Origin of the sequence: Virgibacillus necropolis (assembly GCF_044793635.1) — a bacterium.
GTDB lineage: Bacteria > Bacillota > Bacilli > Bacillales > Amphibacillaceae > Virgibacillus_F > Virgibacillus_F necropolis_A.
This window is the reverse complement of record NZ_CP084992.1, coordinates 1,220,801-1,241,824: the sequence shown is the minus strand read 5'-3', so window position 1 is coordinate 1,241,824 and position 21,024 is coordinate 1,220,801. Positions and strand designations below refer to the sequence as shown.

Annotated in this window: 19 protein-coding genes; 13 read left to right on the top strand and 6 right to left on the bottom strand. The window is 39.9% G+C overall.

All coding sequences use genetic code 11. The features are described from left to right. Positions 1-3: 3 nt before the first annotated feature. From LG329_RS06145 to LG329_RS06105, 9 genes are all read left to right on the top strand, one after another. A complete protein-coding gene (locus LG329_RS06145; protein WP_404454711.1) occupies positions 4-822 on the top strand; it encodes a carbohydrate ABC transporter permease in 819 nt (272 codons plus the stop codon). A 29-nt stretch (positions 823-851) separates the two neighbouring features. Beyond that, on the top strand, positions 852-1,931 hold the full coding sequence (locus tag LG329_RS06140) for a Gfo/Idh/MocA family protein (RefSeq protein WP_404454709.1): 1,080 nt from the start codon (positions 852-854) through the stop codon (positions 1,929-1,931). Between the two features lie 15 nt (positions 1,932-1,946). Then, positions 1,947-2,936, top strand: a complete 990-nt coding sequence (locus LG329_RS06135; RefSeq protein WP_404454706.1) for a Gfo/Idh/MocA family protein — start codon at positions 1,947-1,949, stop codon at positions 2,934-2,936. 49 nt (positions 2,937-2,985) lie between these two features. After that, positions 2,986-3,738: a sugar phosphate isomerase/epimerase family protein gene (locus LG329_RS06130; protein ID WP_404454704.1), complete on the top strand. Its 753-nt coding sequence runs from the start codon at positions 2,986-2,988 to the stop codon at positions 3,736-3,738. A gap of 12 nt (positions 3,739-3,750) precedes the next feature. Beyond that, positions 3,751-4,470: a ThuA domain-containing protein gene (locus tag LG329_RS06125; protein WP_404454701.1), complete on the top strand. Its 720-nt coding sequence runs from the start codon at positions 3,751-3,753 to the stop codon at positions 4,468-4,470. 26 nt (positions 4,471-4,496) lie between these two features. After that, positions 4,497-5,537, top strand: coding sequence for a Gfo/Idh/MocA family protein (locus LG329_RS06120; RefSeq protein ID WP_404454699.1), 1,041 nt, complete (start codon positions 4,497-4,499; stop codon positions 5,535-5,537). Positions 5,538-5,570: 33 nt separating this feature from the next. After that, entirely contained in the window at positions 5,571-6,539 is a 969-nt protein-coding gene (locus tag LG329_RS06115) for a sugar phosphate isomerase/epimerase family protein (RefSeq protein ID WP_404454696.1), read from the top strand. Between the two features lie 100 nt (positions 6,540-6,639). Continuing rightward, the gene (locus LG329_RS06110) at positions 6,640-7,941 is read left to right on the top strand and encodes a transposase (protein WP_404451027.1); all 1,302 of its coding nucleotides are present in this window, start codon (positions 6,640-6,642) and stop codon (positions 7,939-7,941) included. A 373-nt stretch (positions 7,942-8,314) separates the two neighbouring features. After that, positions 8,315-10,006: a peptide ABC transporter substrate-binding protein gene (locus LG329_RS06105; protein WP_404454693.1), complete on the top strand. Its 1,692-nt coding sequence runs from the start codon at positions 8,315-8,317 to the stop codon at positions 10,004-10,006. A gap of 57 nt (positions 10,007-10,063) precedes the next feature. Here LG329_RS06105 and LG329_RS06100 read toward each other — a convergent pair whose 3' ends face one another. Together LG329_RS06100 and LG329_RS06095 are read right to left on the bottom strand one after the other, a co-directional pair. Then, positions 10,064-10,597, bottom strand: coding sequence for a transcription repressor NadR (locus tag LG329_RS06100; RefSeq protein ID WP_404454690.1), 534 nt, complete (start codon positions 10,595-10,597; stop codon positions 10,064-10,066). Continuing rightward, on the bottom strand, positions 10,598-11,740 hold the full coding sequence (locus tag LG329_RS06095; protein WP_404454688.1) for an IscS subfamily cysteine desulfurase: 1,143 nt from the start codon (positions 11,738-11,740) through the stop codon (positions 10,598-10,600). It lies immediately after the preceding gene. Between the two features lie 677 nt (positions 11,741-12,417). Here LG329_RS06095 and nadB point away from each other — a divergent pair. From nadB to LG329_RS06075, 4 genes are all read left to right on the top strand, one after another. Further along, on the top strand, positions 12,418-13,935 hold the full coding sequence (gene nadB / locus LG329_RS06090) for an L-aspartate oxidase (protein ID WP_404454685.1): 1,518 nt from the start codon (positions 12,418-12,420) through the stop codon (positions 13,933-13,935). Positions 13,936-13,946: 11 nt separating this feature from the next. After that, the gene (gene nadC / locus LG329_RS06085; RefSeq protein ID WP_404454682.1) at positions 13,947-14,777 is read left to right on the top strand and encodes a carboxylating nicotinate-nucleotide diphosphorylase; all 831 of its coding nucleotides are present in this window, start codon (positions 13,947-13,949) and stop codon (positions 14,775-14,777) included. 11 nt (positions 14,778-14,788) lie between these two features. Further along, positions 14,789-15,898 (top strand): quinolinate synthase NadA, encoded by a 1,110-nt coding sequence (gene nadA, locus LG329_RS06080; protein WP_404454679.1) that lies wholly within the window; start codon positions 14,789-14,791, stop codon positions 15,896-15,898. Positions 15,899-16,216: 318 nt separating this feature from the next. Further along, positions 16,217-17,071: a chemotaxis protein gene (locus LG329_RS06075; RefSeq protein ID WP_404454677.1), complete on the top strand. Its 855-nt coding sequence runs from the start codon at positions 16,217-16,219 to the stop codon at positions 17,069-17,071. Positions 17,072-17,175: 104 nt separating this feature from the next. Here the strand turns inward: LG329_RS06075 and LG329_RS06070 are convergent, their stop codons facing one another. From LG329_RS06070 to LG329_RS06055, 4 genes are read right to left on the bottom strand one after another with little or no spacing between them, the layout of a single operon-like run. Beyond that, a complete protein-coding gene (locus LG329_RS06070; RefSeq protein ID WP_404454674.1) occupies positions 17,176-18,867 on the bottom strand; it encodes a DUF6044 family protein in 1,692 nt (563 codons plus the stop codon). After that, positions 18,830-19,960: a dTDP-4-amino-4,6-dideoxygalactose transaminase gene (gene rffA, locus LG329_RS06065; protein WP_404454671.1), complete on the bottom strand. Its 1,131-nt coding sequence runs from the start codon at positions 19,958-19,960 to the stop codon at positions 18,830-18,832. The genes LG329_RS06070 and rffA overlap by 38 nt, the downstream gene beginning before the upstream one ends. Before the next feature lie 10 nt (positions 19,961-19,970). Further along, positions 19,971-20,279 carry an EamA family transporter gene (locus LG329_RS06060; protein ID WP_404454668.1) on the bottom strand — a complete coding sequence of 103 codons (309 nt, stop codon included), beginning with the start codon at positions 20,277-20,279 and terminating at the stop codon, positions 19,971-19,973. Positions 20,280-20,337: 58 nt separating this feature from the next. After that, positions 20,338-21,024 carry an N-acetyltransferase gene (locus LG329_RS06055; RefSeq protein ID WP_404454666.1) on the bottom strand — a complete coding sequence of 229 codons (687 nt, stop codon included), beginning with the start codon at positions 21,022-21,024 and terminating at the stop codon, positions 20,338-20,340.

The window sequence follows — 21,024 nt, the reverse complement described above, 5'->3', positions numbered from 1 at the left end:
AAAATGAAGAAAGCAGGAATCGGGTTTTACATTTTTCTAGTACTATTTGTGTTTCTTGTCATGTTCCCATTTATCTGGGTCTTTTTGACATCGATTAAACCACCAGGTGAAATATTTTCATCATATAAATGGTTTACCGATAACCCATCACTAGAATCATATACAGCGGCATTGACGAGTCGACCGTTACTACGCTATATGTTAAACAGTTTTGTTGTATCGGCTTTAACTACAATTTTGTCACTAACATTTGCCTCTTTTACAGCATACGCGGTGACGAGACTGCCAATTAAAGGAAAGGGCCTTATATTAGGGATTGTACTTGCGGCTTCAATGTTTCCGCAGATTGCGATTATCTCACCAATGTTTAACTTAATTACTGGACTTGGACTTCGTAACAGCTATTTGGGTCTGGTAATTCCATATATTACAATTAGTTTACCGTTATCAATTTGGATTTTGTCAACGTTCTTTCAAAAGATTCCATATGAGCTTGAGGAGTCCGCTAAGCTTGATGGTGCAAGCCCTTTTCAAACATTTAGAAAAGTTATCTTGCCACTTGCGACCCCAGGTATATTTACTACTGGAATCCTGGTATTTATTGCTGCTTGGAATGAATATTTGTTTGCTTTAACGATTAATACTTCAGATGTTTGGCGTACGGTTCCTGTTGGAATTTCGTTATATCAAAGTCAGTATTCTGTTCCATGGGGAGATATCTCTGCAGCAACAGTTATTGTTACCATACCAATAGTCATTCTGGTTCTATTTTTCCAGAAACGAATTGTGTCCGGACTGACATCGGGATCTGTAAAAGAATAATATTTTTTAAATAGAAGGATGATGAAAAGATGAAAAAGTTAAAAGTAGCAATTATCGGGTGTGGAGGTATTGCGAACGGGAAGCACCTGCCAAGTTTAAAAAAAGTAGAACAGGTTGAGCTTGTAGCTTTTTGTGATGTAGAGGTGGAAAAAGCACAGGTTGCGGCAGACGGGTACGGAACGTCTAATGCAACTGTATATGAGGATTATAAGGAATTATTAAAAGATACAACGATTGATGTTGTACATGTTTGTACACCGAATAGTTCACATGCAGAAATATCCATTGCTGCAATGAAGGCTGGAAAAGATGTCATGTGTGAAAAACCGATGGCAAAAACGTCTGAAGAAGCAAAACAAATGGTCGCAGCAGCTGAAGAGACTGGTAGGAAATTATCAATTGGCTACCAAAACCGGTTTAGACAGGATAGTCAGCATCTGCGAAAGGTTTGTCAACGTGGGGATTTGGGTGAGGTTTATTTTGCAAAAGCACATGCAATCAGACGTCGTGCTGTGCCGACGTGGGGCGTATTTTTGGATGAAGAAAAGCAAGGTGGCGGCCCACTTATTGATATCGGGACACATGCATTAGATTTAACGTTATGGATGATGGATAATTACAAGCCAAAATCTGTGATGGGATCAACATTCCATAAACTAGGGGAACATAAGGATGCAGCCAATGCATGGGGACCTTGGGATCCGGAAAAATTCACGGTAGAGGATTCAGCTTTTGGGTTCATTACCATGGAAAATGGCGCAACAATTATTCTCGAATCAAGCTGGGCCATAAATTCGCTAGAGGTTGATGAAGCGAAATGCTCACTAAGTGGAACAGAAGGTGGCGCAGACATGAAAGATGGATTGCGCATTAATGGAGAAGAATTTGGTAAGCTTTATACAACAAATGTGGAGCTAGATAATAGTGGTGTTGCTTTTTACGATGGGGAGTCGGAAAGTGATGCAGATCTTGAGGCACGGTTATGGATAGAGAGTCTTTTACATGATACAGAGCCAACTGTAAAGCCGAATGAAGCACTTGTTGTTACACAAATTTTAGAAGCAATCTATGAATCTGCGAAAACAGGAAAGGCCGTTTATTTCGATTAAGGAGTGTGTCCGGTTATGAAGGTTGCGTTATTGAGTAGATGGCATGTTCATGCGGATGACTATGCGCGTGAGGTGCAGGAAAATAATCAGTTAAGCGTTGGACTTGTTTGGGACGAAGACACTGAACGTGGAAAAGAATGGGCTAATGAGCTAGATGTTCCATTTGAAAAAGATTTGGTAACGGTTTTAGCCAATCCGGAAATCGAGGCTGTGATAGTTAGTACACCTACAAATATGCACAAGGAGATTATCCTTGCAGCAGCAAGTCATAAAAAGCATATTTTTACGGAAAAAGTATTGGCGTTTACGGTTGATGACTGTAAAGAAATTTTTGCGGCGGTTGAGAAACATGGTGTTGAATTAATGGTATCATTACCGCGCTTAACAGAAAAAGAATTTTTATATGCGGAAAAAGCTTTGGATGCAGGATGGGTCGGACCGTTGACGATGATCCGCTGTCGAATGGCACATAATGGTGCTGTGGTTCCTAATGGGAAAACAGAAGGATGGCTGCCTGCTCGGTTCTTTGACAAACAACAGGCTGGTGGCGGGGCGTTGATTGACCTTGGCGCACATCCGATTTATTTGACCAACCGATTGGCTGGAAAAGCTAAGGCTGTCTATGCACGATTGGAAAAAGGTGTTGAAAGTGATGTGGACGAAAGTGCTGCGGTGCTCGTTGACTATGAATCTAGTGCTCTTGGGATTGTAGAGACTAGCTTTTTATCACATGGAAGTCCGTTTCAGTTAGAACTTTATGGAACGGAAGGCACTTTGTTATGTAAGGATGGTTCCATTCAATTGAAAAGCATCCATCATGGTGATGGTAACTGGGTGGACATAACAGATGAATTGCCGATGGTACCAAAACCAATGAAGCAGTGGGTGGCAAAAATTCAAGATAGTATAGAACCATCTATTACCAAAAAAGATGTTATCGATTTAACTAGAATAAATGATGCTGCTGCATTATCTCATCTAGAGGGACGTCGGATTGTTTTATAGAGGTAGTTCAAAGTTTTTATAGAATCTTTCTAATAGAGGAGAGTGACGTATGGGTAACATTGGATTGCAATTATATTCTGTATGCGAGGCGGCTGAGAAGGATTTTTTGGGAACCATCCATAGGGTTGCTGATATGGGCTATGATGCTGTTCAGTTTGCTGGCTTCTTTGAAACATCAGCGAAACAAGTGAAAAACGTGTTAGATGAAAAGGAGATTGGTGTGGGAGGAAGTCATACCGGCTTTGACCTTTTGAATAGTGATAAGCTCAAAGAAACAATCCTTTATAATCAAGAAATTAATAATGACCTAATTATTTGTCCGTATTTGCCAGAAGAAAAGCGAAACTCGGGTGAAGCATACAAGCGAACAGCGGAAGAGCTTAATTCTATTGGTCGAATTTGCAAGGAAAATGGTATGAGATTTGCTTATCACAACCATAATTTTGAATTTGAAATTTATGATGGGATGACAGGGTTTGATCTACTTTTTGGTCAGACGGATCCAGAACTTGTTAAAATAGAATTGGACTGCTTTTGGGCAAATTATGCCGGGCATGATGCGGGATCAATTATTGAAAAGTATGGTGAGCGGGTTGTTTCACTACATATGAAGGATATGAATCAGGAAAAGAAAAGCATTGAAATCGGTAAGGGTACGCTTGATCTTACTGGTCTTTTAAAAACAGCTAACGATCAAGCTGTGGAGTGGCTGGTTGTTGAACAGGAAGATTTTGACCGGGAACCGATGGATTGTGCCAAAACAAATCAAGTTAATTTACGTGCTTTATTATTAGAAAACTAGGAGTGAAATGGAATGAATATAACAGTATGGAATGAATATCGTCACGAAAAAGAAAATTCGGTGGTTGCTGATATCTATCCAAAAGGAATTCATGGAGCAATTGCTGGTTTTTTACAAGAAGAAGGACTGAATACGCAAACAGCAACTTTAGATGAAGCCGAACATGGTTTAACCGAAGAAGTGCTGGACAATACGGATGTTCTCGTTTGGTGGGGACACAAGGCGCACGATGAAGTTACGGAAGAAGTTGCTGAAAGGGTTAAACAACGCGTATTAGATGGCATGGGCTTGGTGGTCCTGCATTCCGGTCATTTTTCCAAGATCTTTCAAAAGCTAATGGGGACTGGCTGTGACTTGAAGTGGCGTGAAGCAGATGAGAAAGAGCGTCTTTGGGTTGTTGATCCAAGTCATCCGATTACAGAAGGTATAGGTCAATATATTGAGTTAGAAAAAGAAGAAATGTATGGGGAACATTTTGATATCCCAGCACCTGACCAGTTAATCTTTGTTAGTTGGTTTGAAGGTGGCGAAGTGTTCCGCAGTGGCGCAACCTTTACACGTGGAAGAGGAAAGATATTCTACTTTAGACCTGGCCATGAAACATATCCAACCTATCACAATAAAGAAATTCAACAGGTCATTAAAAATGGTGTGAAATGGGCTAAGAATACGAATACTCCTAGACATGAGTATGGAAATGCGAAACCGTTGGAAGAAATAAAGGGAAAATAGACTTGTATGAAAGAAAGGGTAATACAATGAAGAAATTAAAAATGGGAATTATCGGTGCAGGTGGTATCGCGCAGGACAGACATCTACCGGCTTACCAGGGTTTGCAGGATACAGTGGAAATTACGGCAGTTCAGGATTTGAACAGTGAACGTGCACAGGAAGTGGCGGATAAGTTTGGAATACCACATGTGTTCAGTGATTACATGGAGTTGTTTGAAACAGTTGATGCGGTGACTATTTGTACACCTAATAAATTCCACGCGGAAATTGCGATTCGTGCATTAGAAGCTGGTGTGCATGTTTTGTGCGAAAAACCAATGGCGATTACATCTAAAGAGTGCGAGGATATGATTGCTGCTTCTAAGAAAACAAATAAGAAAATTTCTATTGCCTATCATTATCGCCATACAAAGGAAGCGCGTGTTGCTAAGCAAGCAATCTTGAATAATGAAATTGGTGATCCGTTGGTTACCCGCGTGCAGGCGATGAGACGTCGTAAGGTTCCAGGATGGGGTGTTTTTACAAATAAGGATTTGCAGGGTGGAGGCAGTTTAATAGATTGGGGCTGCCATTTTCTTGATTTAGCTATATGGTTACTTGGGGACCCTAAACCTGTCGAAGTAATGGGAACAACGTATAATCGGTTAAGTAAAACGCCAAACCAGTTGAATGAATGGGGCGCTTTTGACCATGAAACATTCGATGTGGATGACCATGTAACAGGTTATATTACGTTTGAAAATGGCGTGTCTTTAATGCTGGAATGTTCCTGGGCAGCGAATATCAAAGATGATGTAACTAATCTAAGTATTTCTGGCGTAGATGGCGGATTAAATGTTTATCCGTTTGAATTATACCAAGCGAAATATGGAACCTTTTTTAGTGGTGAAGCAAAGTTTGCGAAAGCAGAGGATAATGCTGGCCTTTTGCAGGCACAGAATTTTGTGGCTAGTTGTTTGGGAGAAGCGGAATTAATCGTGAAGCCAGAGCAAGCTCTACAGGTAACAAGAATAATGGAAGCAATTTATCAGAGCAGTGAAACGGGTAGAAGTGTTCGTTTAGGATAATGGAATAAAAATTTTTGAATGAAGGTGATACATATGAAATTAGGCGTATTTTGCGTGTTATTTGCAGAGAAGTCCTTTGAAGAAATGCTCGATCATGTGCAAGCTTCTGGATTGCAGGCAGTTGAAATCGGAACGGGTGGACATCCTGGAAGTGCACATTGTAATGTAGATGAATTATTGGATAGCGAGGAAAAGCGTAAGGAATATTTGGATAAGGTTCATTCGCGTGGGTTAACGATCAGTGCATTTAGTTGCCATGGCAATCCTATTTCCCCGGATAAACAGTTTGCAGAAGAATCTCATGATGCTTTTGTAAAAACGGTAAAACTTGCTGAGTTAATGGATGTACCAGTCGTTAACACTTTTTCTGGAACACCCGGTGACCATGAAGAGGCAAAATTCCCCAATTGGCCAGTAACACCATGGCCGGGAGAGTACTCGGATATTTTACAATGGCAATGGGAAGAGAAACTGATTCCGTATTGGAAGGAACAAGGTCAATTTGCGAAGGATCATGGAGTCAAGGTTGGACTTGAGCTACATGCAGGTTTTCTGGTTCATACGCCATATACGATGTTGAAATTGAGGGAAGCAACCTGTGACGCGATCGGTGCGAACCTTGATCCAAGCCACTTGTGGTGGCAGGGCATTGATCCAGTAGCAGCGATTAAAATTCTTGGTAAGGAAAATGCGATTCATCATTTCCATGCGAAGGATACCTATATCGATCAAGAGAATGTTAACATGTACGGTCTTACAGATATGCAGCCGTATGACAAAGTACAAACACGCGCATGGAGTTTTCGTTCAGTAGGCTATGGTCATGGGATACAGGAATGGTCTAATATCATAAGTGCATTACGGACTTATGGTTATGATTATGTCGTCAGTATCGAGCATGAAGATCCGATTATGTCGATTGATGAAGGATTCAGCAAGGCAGTCGCAAATTTAAAAAGTGTTAATATAGCAGAAAAGCCTGCTGATATGTGGTGGGCATAAGTTGAAAACCCGAGCGAAAATGCTCGGGTTTTTTTTAAAAGGAAAGAAAGTATAAAATTAACCCCTACTACAGTAAAGGTAACTGTGGTAGTTTCTATGTATGGAGAAAAATATTCTGAAACGAATCTTTTTTGATAACTACAATCATTGGGAAACATTCAAGAAGAAACACAGAGAAAAAATCCGCCCAGTCGTTCTGAAGGAGGTAGAAAAATTTCAAGGCTGTGGAGATATGAAAAATGGATTCAAACTCTTTGTTTGCGAGGGCTGTAACGACGTACATAAAGTAGCATTCCGGTGTAAAGGGCGTTTTTGCACGACCTGTTCTATTGGGGAAAGTGAAGAGTGGAGCCGATTATTAACGGAAGACGTTTTACAGGTAAATCATCGGCACATGATTTTTACAATCGATGAAGGGTTACGGGAAATATTTCTTTTACACCGTCATCTTTTGAAACCGCTAATGGATGAGGCAGCTAAATTAATTACAAACTTTTTTCAAAAGAAGGCAAAGGTGACACCAGGTATCATTTCCGGATTACACACATTTGGCTCCAGGGTAAATTTTAATCCCCATGTCCATATGTTGGTAACCATGGGAGGGATAACGAGAAAAGGAAAATGGAAGGACTATGATTATATCCCTTTCCAAATGCTTCGAAAGCAATGGCAAACGGTGGTATTAAAGTTAATCCGTAGGAACTTAACCAAACAGGAAAAGAGGCGTGTACAACCACGACTGCAAAAGGCTTTTTCCGAAAATGGGGAAGGCTTCTATGTGCATGCGCCGAAACAGAAGGGGAAAATAAAGGAACAACTTCGTTACATTGGCCGTTATATTCGTCGACCAGCGATTGGAGTCAATCGGATCGAGGCATATGATGGACAACAGGTGACTTTTAAATACATCGATAAAACAGATGGGAAAGAAAAGCATGAAACGCTGACGGTGGAAGCCTTTATCAGTCGTTTGATTCGTCATATACCAGATGACCAATTTAAAACAATACGCCACTATGGTATGTATTCAAGAAGAAGTAAACGTCTAAGTAAGAAGCTATTAAGTAAGTGGCAAGAAGGAAGGCGGCGTTGGATCATAAAAGTGTGGAAAACAATACGCCGTCAAACATGGAGAGAACGTGTTATCGCTGGTGGACAAAAAGATCCCCTAATATGCCCGCACTGCAATAATTATTATGTGTATCAGGGAGAGGTCTGTCTTGAGAATGGACAATTAGAAATAAAAGTAGCTTTAACCAAGGAAGCAAGAAAGTACTTAGAAAGGGTGATAGCTTATTACACACCAATCCAAAAACCGCAAAAAAGGGAAAAAGAAAAAGGGGAACGACCACTTAGCGAAAAAGAAAACGAAAATCAACTTTGTTTGTTTAACGTGTCATGAGGAAGAAAAAATACCTTATGATGTAGTTAGAGATTTTGATTTGATGGATGGCGGTGATCCAACGGATCCGCCTCAGTTTAGATGCGAACATTGTGGTGGAGAAATGTATCCAGAGTATTACAAGGGAATACATGGCCAGGAATACAAACTAACGGATGTTCTCTAGCACAGAAAAGGACCGGGCGGTCTATGCCCGGTTTTTCTTATATGCATGTATTTTCCGACACAAGTATCGTATCATCTGGAAGGTAGTACTATTGGATTATTTTGAATATTTGTTTTAAAATACAATGCAAAATAATTAGAAGAGTCGTATAATGGACAACGTGGGTTTTAATGAATACTTAGAAGACGAAAGGGAGGTTATTTGATTATGAAGTTATCTAAATTTTTATTACTTTTGGCTGTAGGTTTATTGCTAAGTGTATACTTGGTGGCGTGTTCGTCGGATGGTGATGGAAGTGAAAAGTCTTCCGGCAAATCAGACGGAAAATCAGAAGAATCAGCAAGTGAAAGTGAAGACGTGGAACAAGTATTTAACTTAATTAACGGTGATACAATTCCCACAATGGATTCGTCCATGGCAACAGATGAATATGCATTTCAATTCATGAATGCATCTATGGAAGGTCTATACAGACTTGGTGAAAATGCTGAATTAACACCAGGAATTGCTAAAGATCACACAGTTAGCGATGATGGTTTGACGTGGACATTTAATCTTCGTGATAATGCAAAGTGGTCAAATGGAGATCCTGTTACTGCACATGACTTCGTCTATGCATGGAGACGAGCAGTTGACCCAGAAACAGGATCTGAATATGGTCCGTACATGATGGGTGGCGTAATTAAGAACGCTACAGCAGTAAACGCCAGCGAAATGCCTTTAGAAAAGTTAGGGGTAAAGGCTAAGGATGACTATACGCTAGTAGTAACGCTTGAAAAACCGACACCATATTTTGAATCGCTTGCAGCCTTTGGCACATTTTTACCACTTAATGAAAAGTTTGTTAAAGCACAGGGGGATAAATACGCAACAAGTACTGAAACACTATTATTTAATGGCCCATTCACATTATCGGAGTGGAAAAGTACTGCATCATCTTGGGTATTGAAAAAAAATGAAACATATTGGGATGCTAATACTGTACAGTTAGAAAAAATCACGTATGACGTTGTAAAAGATCCACAAACAGCTGTGGACCTATATGAAAAAGGCAAAGTTGATCGTGCCGGGCTCTCGGCAGATTTGGTGGACAAATACTCTACACACGATGATTTTGAAATTGTTCCTGGTACAGGTGTATTCTATTTAAAGTTTAACCAAACCACATCTGATGCACTTGCGAACGTAAATATTCGCAAGGCAATAAGTAGAGCAATTAATAAAAAAGCATTAGTTGAAGAAATTTTAAACAATGGATCAGTAGTAGCGAATGGTCTAATTCCATCTGATTTCTCGAAACATCCAGAAACCGGTGAGGATTTCCGCGATAGTAATGGAGCGTTAGTAAAATATGATGCAGAAAAGGCACAAAAGCTTTGGGAAAAAGGACTAAAAGAAATTGGTAAAGACAAAGTTACGCTTGAATTCCTTGGTGGCGATGGGGAAACCGTGAAAACAATGAATGAATTTATCGCCAACCAACTTGAAACAAATCTTCCAGGATTAGAAATCGAATTAAAACAAGTTCCGTTTGAGCAACGATTAGAATTAGATACAAAAATGGAATATCAAATTCAATTTGCAGGATGGTTACCTGATTTCCTTGATCCGTACACCTTCTTAAACTTATGGTTAACAGATGGTGGAAATAACATGATGGGATACTCTAATCCGAAGTATGACAAATTAGTTCAAAGTACGGTGAATGAATTAGCTTTAAAACCAGTTGAGCGTTTTGAGGCCTTTTTGGAGGCCGAAAAGGTACTGTTTGAGGATGCAGCAATTGCACCATTGTACCAGGAAGCTGGAGCTGTGTTAACGTCACCTATGATGAAGGGGTATATTTCGAACCCTATGGGGGCACCTACTGAATACAAGTGGGCATATGTTGAAAAATAAATCGTGAAAAAATAGAGCATGTGCCATTGACTGGCACGTGCTCTATTATAGTTTTGATTACAACAGAATTCCTGTCGCCTGCAGATCTTTGCAGGCGGCATTAATTTTTGCCTGTGAATCCGCTTCTAGGGTATGCATGTGGATGCCTTCAGTCAAGCTGGATAGATAGGCAGCTTTCGTGTCTTGAATCCTTTTGATAAACTGCTCAACTTCATGACGATTACTGACCATGAGTGAAGCGGTCAAATCGCCGTACACTGGATGTTCAACGGTGACATCTTTTACGGTGACGCCGTGATCAACGATGATGGTCAGCTCTTTTTGGGTTTGTTCAGGGTTATGTTTACAAGCAATAATGACCTTGTGTGCCGCTTCATCTGTAGTTTTTTTGATATACATATAGCCTTGGCTGGTCGCGATAATTGGTTCATTTTTCGCTTTAAGGATTGATACGTCCTGTACAATCACTTGTCTACTTACATTAGATTTTTCCGCGAATTCACTTCCGGTAATTGGCCGTTGTTCTTCCTTCAAACTTTTCAAAATTAACTCCTGTCTCATGGCAGACGATAATTTTTCAGTGCTACTCATTCACTCATCTCCTTCAATAAGAAAGAATCTATCTGTGATTTTTTTAAAAGCTTCAGCCGTTTTATCTATGTCTTCGATCGTTGTATGTTTTCCAAATGATAAGCGAATAAACTGTTTAGCCTCTGCATCTGATCGTCCTAATGCTTTCATTGTTCTTGATAGCTTGTGATTTCCAACCTGGCATGCGCTGCCTGTAGAAATTGCGATTCCGTAACGATTACATTCTAACATGACATATTGCCCCTCGATTCCGTCAATTCGAAATCCAAGAATGTGTGGTAAATAATCAGTTGGATGACCCTCCATTTGGATGGTAATAGGCAATTGTTTCAGTTTATCCATTAATGCTGCCCGTAAGCCATCAATACGCTTGTGTTCCTTTATTCTATCATCACACACTGCTTTTGCGGAAGTAACAAAGGCTGTGATTCCGGGAACGTTAACTGTTCCAGGCCGAAAGCCTCCTTCGTGGGTCGTGTTAGGCATTTGTGCGTTCCATTTTACTTGTGGGTTTATATACACGGCCCCAACACCTTTTGGACCATATAATTTATGGCTTGAAATCGATAGACTATCAATTTTATTAAGATTGATTGGGACTTTTCCAAACGTCTGTACAGCATCACAGTGGAATAAAATCTCATGCTGATGGAGTATGTTCCCAATTGATTCAATTGGTTGAAGCGTACCAATTTCTCCATTACCATGATGAATCGATACAAGAATCGTGGTCTTGCGAATAGCATTTTTCAGATCTTCCAATTGGATTTGACCGTATTCATCCAATGGTAAATAGGTGACATCAAAGCCAACCTTTTCCATTTGGGTAAAAAAGTTATAGATAGAAGAATGCTCGGAAACTGTTGTGATAAGATGGTTCCCTTTATCTTTATGTGCATCTATAAGTGAACTCAGTGCAAGAATATTTGATTCAGATCCGCCACTAGTAAAATATATCCCTTTGTGACCGCAATCTAGTAATTCTGCTAGTTCCGTGCGGCAGGATTCTAGTAGTTGAGAAGATCGCGTGCCGGCATCATGCAAACTATTTGGATTTCCAAAAAATGACCTTGAAACCTGATTGAAAATGTCTAAAGAATCCTCAGACATAGGTGTTGTAGCGGCATAATCTAAATAAATCATCGAAACACTCCTTAGTGAGAATATTCAAATAGTACCCTTTTGAACATGTATGTAATGAAAAAAATAAAGGTTCTTTCGTACTTATTGTTGTTTTTTCAACTTCATAGTTGATATAAACTACGACATAACTTTAGGTTTATTTCCAAAAGACATGTGCTATTGCTGCCGTCCAGGATCGCTCCGGGCGGATGCTTTCCGCGGGCACGGCCTCAGCCTCCTCGAGAAAACCACTCTGCGGGGTCTTCGGACACGTGCTGTTCCCGCAGGAGTCACCGCCCTCCACTCACCTGGACTGGTAAAGAATTCTTTGTTATTTCTTTCAACTAATGAATGCTGTTATTGGAAACTATTATACCAGCAGCCCGTATATACGGAGACTCCTGCGGGAAGTAAGAGATCGGCGAGACCCCGCAGGACGGCAGTCCGAGGAGGCTCGACACTCGCCCGCGGAAAGCGAAGTGTATACGGGCTGCGGCTGCCTAAGTAACTTGTTTCCATTATCAGCAATACAGATCTAACATAGATAGAAGTTACGCCACATTTTATATCAATTTTCTCAAAAGCGACAGTCTTTACGAAAACAGCTAAAATAAAAAACTCTTGCTTTAAGTTTAATCTTGTGTAAATATAGGTGTCAAGACATATAAATACACACAAAATAATCGAGGCGATAAACGATGGCTTTTGATGACGTGATAATTATTGGAAGCGGTATAGCTGCGTTGACAGTGGCTGAAAGATTAGCGATGGATAAGAATGTGATTATATTCACAAAGTCTAATAAAACAGCTAGTAATTCTTTCCAGGCACAAGGCGGAGTTGCAGCGGCTGTTCATCCGGATGATCACTGGGAAGACCATTTACATGATACGTTGATTGCTGGATGTCAGCACAGTGATTTAGAAAACCTTCAAATGCTCATTCAAAATGGTTCCCGTCATCTATATGAATTAACACGGAAAGGATTGGAATTCGATCTGAATTCGGATGGCGATTGGAACTTAGGGAGAGAAGGCGGTCATTTAAAAAGAAGGATCCTGCACGCTGGTGGTGACGCAACTGGAAAAGCATTGATAACGTTTATGCTTAAGCGAGTTAAAAATAAAATTACAATCGTAGAAGATGAAATGGTAATAGATTTAATTGTCCAGGATCAGCAGTGTATGGGGGTCACTACAAAAAATACTGCTGGGGAAGTGATCGATCATTATGCAGGTTCTACGATTCTCGCAACGGGTGGCTGTGGAGAAATTTTTTCATATACATCTAATGATTCAACTGTAACTGGTGATGGATATGCAATGGCATACCGTGCGGGTGTCCAGTTAACCGATATGGAATTTGTCCAGTTTCATCCAACCCTTCTTTTTGATGGTAAACAGGCGCTTGGACTTGTATCAGAGGCAGTAAGAGGAGAAGGTGCCTTTTTGGTCAATCAAGATGGACACTTGATTATGGATGGTGTCCATGAATTGAAGGATTTGGCACCACGGGATATTGTTGCACGGGCGATTTTCAATGAACGGAATGCGTATTTAAATATATCCAATGTCAAAAATTTTTCTAGTCGATTTCCTACTATTCACAAGATGTGCGTTGATAATGGAATAGATGTGGGAACTAACCTTTTACCTATTACTCCAGGTGCCCACTTTATGATAGGTGGAATTAAGGCAGATCGTCTTGGTCAAACATCGCTTGGCGGTTTGTATGCGGTCGGGGAAACTGCATGTACCGGCGTTCATGGTGCAAACCGAATCGCAAGTAATTCGCTGTTGGAAGGAATTGTTTTCGGAAACATGACTGCTGAAGCAATATTGTCCCAAAAAAATAGGACGACTAAGCAAGGCTCGTATTACGTGAAAAAAAGATCAATAACAATGGATCTACCAACAAAAGAAACAATAAAAAGAAAAATGATGCGTAATGTTGGTGTGGTACGAAATGAACACGGGTTAGAAGGGATGAAGGCGTGGCTCGAGCAATACGATTTTTCACATATTGATTTGAGTCGTTTATCAGTTGAAAAAATAGAGGTTGTGAATATGCTAACGACCGCTTGGCTCATTACAACTTCTGCATTGATGCGAAAGGAAAGCAGGGGGACACATTTTCGGTCTGACTATCCTGAATCAAGTGGTCTAGAAACACGTGAGGAAATTTTAAGACTTAAAGAAATTAAGCTACTAGTATAGGAGAATTATAAATGAATCTATTAAAGTTACGTACGCTACTGCAATCTTTTTTACTAGAAGATATTGGGGACTGCGATCTCACAAGTAGTGCGATTTTTCCACCGGATGAAGTTGGAAAAGGAGTATTCATTGCAAAAGCCGATGGGGTTATTTCTGGGTTGCAGATTATCCATGAAGCTTACCAACTGCTTGATAACCAGGTGAAAGTTGAATGTTTTTACAAGGATGGGGATCAGGTAAATGCAGGTGATACGATTGCAGAAGTACATGGACCAATCGTTTCGATACTTGGAGGCGAACGTGTGATTTTAAATCTTGTTCAGCGAATGAGTGGGATGGCCAGCATGACAAGACAATGTGTGGATACGTTGAATGACGGTTCTATTCAGCTTTGTGATACAAGGAAAACGACACCTGGATTACGAATGCTTGAAAAATATGCTGTGGTGTCAGGTGGAGGCAAGAATCATCGTTCAGGACTTTACGACGGTGTCATGATTAAGGATAACCATATCTCGTTTTGCGGGTCTATTTCAAAAGCGGTAGCATCGGTTCGAGAAAATATCGGACACATGGTTAAGGTTGAAGTAGAAACGGAGACGAAGGAAGAAGTTTTAGAAGCTGCAAGCGCCGGTGCAGATGTAATTATGTTTGATAACCGAAATCCCGAAGAAGTGCGGGAGTTTGTAGCACTTGTTCCGAAGCATATTGTTACCGAGGCTTCTGGTGGAATTACACTAGCTAATTTAGCTGGTTATGCGGACACCGGTGTAGATTTTATTTCACTAGGATTCCTGACCCATTCCGTAACATCACTAGATATTAGTTTGTTAGTACGATAGGAGGAAGAAAAATGAGTTTATTAGATATGATTCAAAATAGTGATCAGAAAATGCTTCCAGACCATTATAAGTCCTTATCTGTTGAGGAAATGGAAGCCCGTGTTAAAGAGTTGAAGGATAAGATGGGGAGTAGAATTTTTATACCTGGTCATCATTATCAAAAGGATGAAGTCATTCAGTTTGCTGATGTGACGGGTGATTCCCTGCAGCTCGCACAGGTTTCAGCAAAAAATTCCGAGGCTGAATATATTGTGTTTTGTGGCGTACATTTCATGGCGGAAACAGCGGATATTTTAACTGGTGATGGGCAAAAGGTAATCCTGCCAGACATGCGTGCAGGTTGTTCGATGGCTGATATGGCAAATATTGATCAAACCGAACGCGGCTGGACGGAGATGCAGCAGACCTTTGGCGATACGATTATCCCGTTAACCTATGTGAATTCTACCGCAGCAATCAAAAGCTTTGTAGGGGAAAATGGTGGGGCAACCGTAACGTCATCGAATGCGAAAAAAATGCTGGAATGGGCTTTCACACAAAAAGAACGCATATTGTTTTTACCTGATCAGCATTTAGGGCGAAATACCGCGTATGATCTTGGAATTCCATTGGATGCCATGGCGGTGTGGGATCCGATATTGGAGCGGTTTGAGTATGGAGGCGATTTAAGTCAGGTGCGGGTGATTTTGTGGAAAGGCCATTGCTCTGTACATGAGAACTTTACGGTGGGGAATATTGAGGATCTCCGAGCGAATGATCCAGATACTGCGATTATTGTCCATCCAGAATGCAGCCGTGAAGTGGTTGCAAAATCTGATTACGCTGGGTCTACCAAGTATATTATCGAAACGATTGGAAATGCTGAGGCGGGTACAAAGTGGGCCGTTGGAACAGAAATGAACCTCGTAAATCGATTGACAAAGCAGCATCCAGACAAGGAAGTTTTCTCTTTGAATCCACAAATGTGTCCTTGCTTAACAATGAACCGCATTGATCTACCACATTTGTTGTGGACAATGGAAACAATTGAAAATGATGAAGTGATGAATCAAATTTCAGTAGAACCGGAAATTGCCAAATGGGCAGAAGTAGCGCTTGAACGGATGTTGGAAAGAGTTTAGAATTTGAAGGTGCGGCTAGGATAAGTAGCTGCGCCTTATTTTTATTTGCAGTTAAGAAAGAAAACTTTGGCGTTAATCTGTCTAGCGCAAGCGCCCTAGCCCGCCTGAGGTTTTAAGACGAATCTCTTTGTGATAAAAATCATCACGAAGAGATTCGTCTTAAACTTGTCGGGGCTGACCAAGCGCTTGCGCTTTTCTTAGGTGTTAATCTACCTCCTCCAGGGTATATAGGTTTGAGAATAGGTCAAAATCATCTTAACAGGATTAAAAATAAAGCTTATTATGTAAATAATAGTTAATCCATTTGGGGGTGTGGTTGTGGCACAAAAAATAGCGGTTGCTTTTTTACATGGCGCTGGAACACCAGATGAAGACTTTGCAGATGAAATGATTCGAAAAATCAAAAAGGGATTTATCGAAAAGCTAGGAAATAAAAATGCAAATCAAGAGCTTGTTTTTGAATCCGTTTTTTGGTCATCGGTTTTTGAAAATGAAGAAAAAAAGCTGTTAGGTCGATTGCAAAAAAATACCGATTTAGACTATTTGTGGTTACGCCGATTTGTAGTGGAATTTCTTGCAGATGCAGTTGCATATCAACCGACTAAGCAAGGTAAACAGAATTATGATAATGTGAATGCACTTTTGGCTGAAACCATTCGCAAATTAAAGGAAAGGGCCGGGCCACAAGCACCGTTATGCATAGTAAGTCACAGTCTTGGATCGATTGTAGCAAGTAATTACTTTTATGACCTTCAATTTAAACAAGGAAATATCGGACCAAAGACAATGCAAATTGCTTCTAATACACCAATTGAACAATCACAGACATTGACGCTTTTTTATACAATGGGAAGTCCTCTGGCATTGTGGTCTATGCGTTATCCGGATTTCGGAATGCCTATTCATGTTCCATCTGCAGATCTGCACAGTATTTATCCAAAGGTACAAGGAGAATGGATCAATTTTTACGACAAGGATGATGTTCTTGCGTTTCCTTTAAAGGGATTGAATAAACATTATCAAAAAGCCGTAACAAAGGATATTGAAGTGAATGCAGGTGGGCTGGTGACAGGCTGGACTCCGCTTTCTCATAGTAAATACAATACGGAAGCCGAAGTAATTGAACCTATTGTTGAAGGATTGGTCCGGACATGGAAAGAAGTAAATCATTAAGCTTAAATTTAAATTATATCTTAAAAAATGATAATAAAATGCAACGTCATGATCATTCATCACGTTGCATTTTTATATTCAGAAGCTATAGGATCCATTACACTTTAAGTGATTTTGTAGAGATAAATTTTCCAAGGAGATTGTGCCGATTTAAAGCTCTTTTTGAATGTAAGTCCGATCTTTTGATGGTTGTTGATAGGCAGTGCTGAAAAGACATAATCCCCACCCAACTCTTTAAGTGCGTCTGTATTAATATCCAGCTGTTGGATGACTTTATCACTGTTTTTTGAAAACAAATAGTGTTTCCCTATTTCACTTACAAACATATAGGCTCTGCTGCCCCATGTGTCATAGTAATTTTCGAGTGTTGGATTTTCTTCAAGCTCTGGTGCGATTACCTTTCTAAATTTTTTCTTATAGGAAAGTGGATAGCTGGTGTTATACGTATCAAGGGTATAGAACCCGTTATATTGCGCAATTGTTGGGTGCATGGCGACACTTACAACACGGTAATCGGACTGGTCTTTTCCAATGTACTCCTCTATTTCTTGAAATAATTCAGTGGAATAAAACTCTTTAAACGTCGGTGTGCCAACTTTTTCGTATTTATTTTCTTCATTTAGCTGAAATAGTAATACACATTGTGCAATAATCAAAACGACCGCTAGCGACTTTCCAAATTTAAGATGTTTCCACAAAATTGCTAAAGCCAATGCAAAACAAAGATACCAGAATAAAGGATGTAAAAAGTGTATTCTGCTAAAGTTAAACGTGTTTGCCACCATAAAATTATCTTTTAATACACGCAATCCTTCCCAATACCAAAAAGCATAGATAAGTGAAAGAGCCACATTAGCGAGCAAACAACCTACCAACCATTTCGGTTTTAATTTATAATATGCAGCTGCAAGTATTGCTAATCCAATAACCGGGAGAATAATCCAATAATGCAAATCCATATCATGTGTATGACCTTCCATAAAGTTATCCAAAAACAACTGTAAGGTCCCTTGTAAATCTTTGTGCCCTAAATTAAGTTCATTGCGGTGTGATGTAAATCCACTATTTATAAACATGGAATAAATCACTAGGTAATTTTTAATCAAATAAAGCAGACTCATAAAGAATATCGCCAGGAAAAACGGAAGATTAATATGTTTTGATCGAATCCAATCAACTAGCCAAAGGATTCCGATTAAACTTAGGAAAAAAACAAATGTCAGGATAAAGCTTGAAAAGAAAGGGTACAAAAGTAAGATTACCCAATACAGTTTTGGTGCTCGAACCCCATGCCTTCGAATTGTTAAAAATATGTGTAACGCTAAAGGTAAACCAGCAATTGACAATGCACCAGATGGCCAAAACGGAAGCATGGAAAAGGCTAAAGCAACGCCGACACTTATCCAGGATGATTTAACCTGTGGAATGATTGTTGTTTTCAATAACAGATACATTCCGAAAAACGCTACAAATCGCATGATTGTTTGGTTGATTACATAGGCTGTGAAGGGTCCAAACAGCACATAAAGCCAAACCATTGCGTCAAGTCCTGATGGAAGCGAACTTCTTGGGAGACCGTTGATCACATTTGGAAATTCCGTGTATAGCATCGAAAATATTTTCCCGCTTTCAGCGAGCATTTTATACCAAACAATGTTCGAGTCCAGGTTATCGTGGACGCGAATGTGTGTGTTTTCTCCTAACAAGTAATACGGCATCAGGTAACCAATGATAATTAAGCATGCAATCAGTATAAACTTATATTTTGTAAAATTTGTAAAGATGATTGACCACATGATTGATATCCTCTTCTTCCATTCCATAATATAATGGTAGTCGCAGAATTCTTTCGCTGTCTTTTGTTGTAAATTGATCTTCACCGATGAATTTACCATACATTACACCTGCATGTGAAGAATGCAAGGGTACATAGTGTGATACAGCCATGATGCCCTGGTCTTTTAGATATTCAATCAGTTGTTGACGCACGTTTGCATTTTCTGTTTTGAGATAAAACATGTGGGCATTATGAATACATCCCTCAGGTACATACGGAAGTGAAATTTTGCCCGTTTCCTTTAAAGGTTGTAATGCCTCGTAGAAATGATTCCATGAATTGATACGATCTTCATTTATTTTATCTGCAAATTGGAATTGGGCATAGAGATAGGCAGCGTTTATATCGCTTAATAAATAGGATGAGCCGAGGTCACGCCATGTATATTTATCGACCATTCCTTTTAAAAATTGTGAACGATTTGTACCTTTTTCCTGAATTATTTCAGCACGGTTCACCACGCTTTCATGGTTTATCAGAAGTGCACCGCCTTCACCACATGTGTAGTTCTTTGTTTCATGGAAACTAATGGTCCCGAAATGGCCGATTGTCCCAAGTGATTTACCTTTATACGTACTTAACAGGGACTGGGCGGCATCTTCAACAACCCATAAATCATGTCGATTAGCAATTTTCATAATTTCTTCCATGTCACAAGCTATACCAGCATAGTGAACAACAACAATTGCCTTCGTTCGTTCTGTTATTGCATTTTCGATTGCTACTGGATCAATGTTCATCGTTTCCGTTTGAACATCGACAAACCGGATGGCTGCCCCCTTAAGAGCAAAAGCATTAGCTGTCGAAACAAAGGTATAAGAAGGCATTATGATTTCATCGCCTTCATTCGCTTTAATTAATAATGCCGTCATTTCCAAAGCGGCTGTGCACGATGGTGTAAGCAAAGCTTTCTTACACTTCAGGCGGTCTTCCAGCCATTCTGTACATTTTTTACCAAAAGGACCATTCCCCGAAAGTTTAGGCGCTTGGATTGCCTCTTGAATATATTCGTTCTCTTTTCCTGTTACACACGGTTTATTAAATGGAATCATAGTTATCACCTCATAACGATTGACTTGTAACGATAATCCCTAACACAATTAACGATAGTCCAATCACTTTTTGACTTGTGACAGGTTCACCAAATAAAAATACGGAAAGAAGAAACACAAGTACAAATGAGAGACTCATAAATGGATAGGCGAAACTGATATTGAACTTTGTCATTGCCGCCATCCAAAAGAGGGATGCGACGAATGCGGAAAGAAACCCAGAGAGGATCAATGGATCAAGTAGCAGGCGAAATATAAACGCCATTTTATCCATCCAATCCTCTGGCAAACTCCCATACTTATCAATCTTCCATTTCAATATTATTTGCCCATAAACGGTAAATATAATGGTCGCGAAAATATATGCGAAGCCCATACTACACGCCAACTTGATTTGAATGGTTCATTTTATGGTAGACATCAACGGTATTTTTCAATTTGAAACCGAGCGCATAAAATAGGTTCAATGATGCTACGTTGGCAGCAGAAATTGAGGTTTTCAAATGCGTGTGTCCAAGTTTAAGCTGTTCAAAACACCCCTGACCCACAAAGGTTTTCGCAAGCCCCTTACTGCGGAATTCCTTTTTCATACCCATTAACAGTACTTTATCCTGATCAAATGCATAAAATCCTGCTGTACGGCCTTCATACAGGAGGGAAAATACATTATTTGCTTCCATGAGATCATGAAGCCAATTGACATAGCGTTTGTCTGCTTGAGAGGAAGGGATGTTAAAATCACGGTGAAAACGGCCATGAATGAAAGCTTCTTCAGCAATCTGGATTAATTCTTGTGGATCATATTCAGCTGAAATCGATGCGCCTTCACGTAAGAATAACCGTAAGTCTTCTTCTCTGCATATGGGCTCAATTAATGTATCCATATAGTAAAACCCATACTTCAGTAATTGTTCAGGGTTATCTAAAGGGTTCACTTTAAGGGTGAAATGACCTTCTTTATCGACAGTTTCCTTTAGCGCATCTTCGGTAGAAGCGGTTAGTTCGTAGGTGTTTATATTAAAATTTCGTTTATCCCAAGGGGTTTCTTTTAAATATTCGTACAT